Consider the following 627-nt stretch of genomic DNA (forward strand, 5'->3'; position numbering starts at 1 on the left):
TGGATCAAGAATGACTTTGTAAAATGCGCTCGGGATCGCCACGCCATTACCGATTGTTCCTTCGTTACTTTGGTAAATCGGTCCGGTCACCACATAAAGCTCATTGTACTCATTGGCGAGATCACGAACATGTTCCTCTAGAACGCGCCAACCAACGCGGTTAAACCCCGGCAGTTGAGGCGACATGTTGCTCATCAAAAAGCTTTGCTTCATTGACTCTTGGGTGAAATCCATTGTTGCTGACGGCGCAAGGTGCCCTCTGTCGTATCCTGAGCCTTTGTAGTCCGCTAGGGTAGAGCGAGCGTAATCCGGCATTTCAGTGTCTTCTTGGAAGGCGTTACTGCGTTTGTTGGTGATGTTCACGCTTTCCGCGGTAATGTGGTAAGCAACCCAGTCTGCGTTTTTGGTGTTGTAGTTGTACCCAACCGCATAGCCATCTCGGCAAAGGAACTGATCGCTGTTGCTTGAAGGTATGCCTTTATCAAGGTGTTGACCGCAAGTTTCAGCAAGAGTAGGGAAGGATAGGAGTGTGACTAAAGATACTAAGATGATGTTTTTCATTATTTTTCTCCGTTATTAAGAGATTTAAAAATAATGAAATTACTCACTAAGACTGTGAATTAGCTT

1 protein-coding gene is annotated in these 627 nt (G+C 45.6%); it reads right to left on the reverse strand.

From position 1 onward, the window contains the following. The coding region (locus R7Q11_RS27390) for a DNA/RNA non-specific endonuclease (protein WP_225467135.1) at positions 1-561 on the reverse strand (561 nt) is incomplete at its 3' end. Between the last annotated feature and the right edge of the window lie 66 nt (positions 562-627).

The organism is Vibrio sp. 970 (assembly GCF_033339075.1).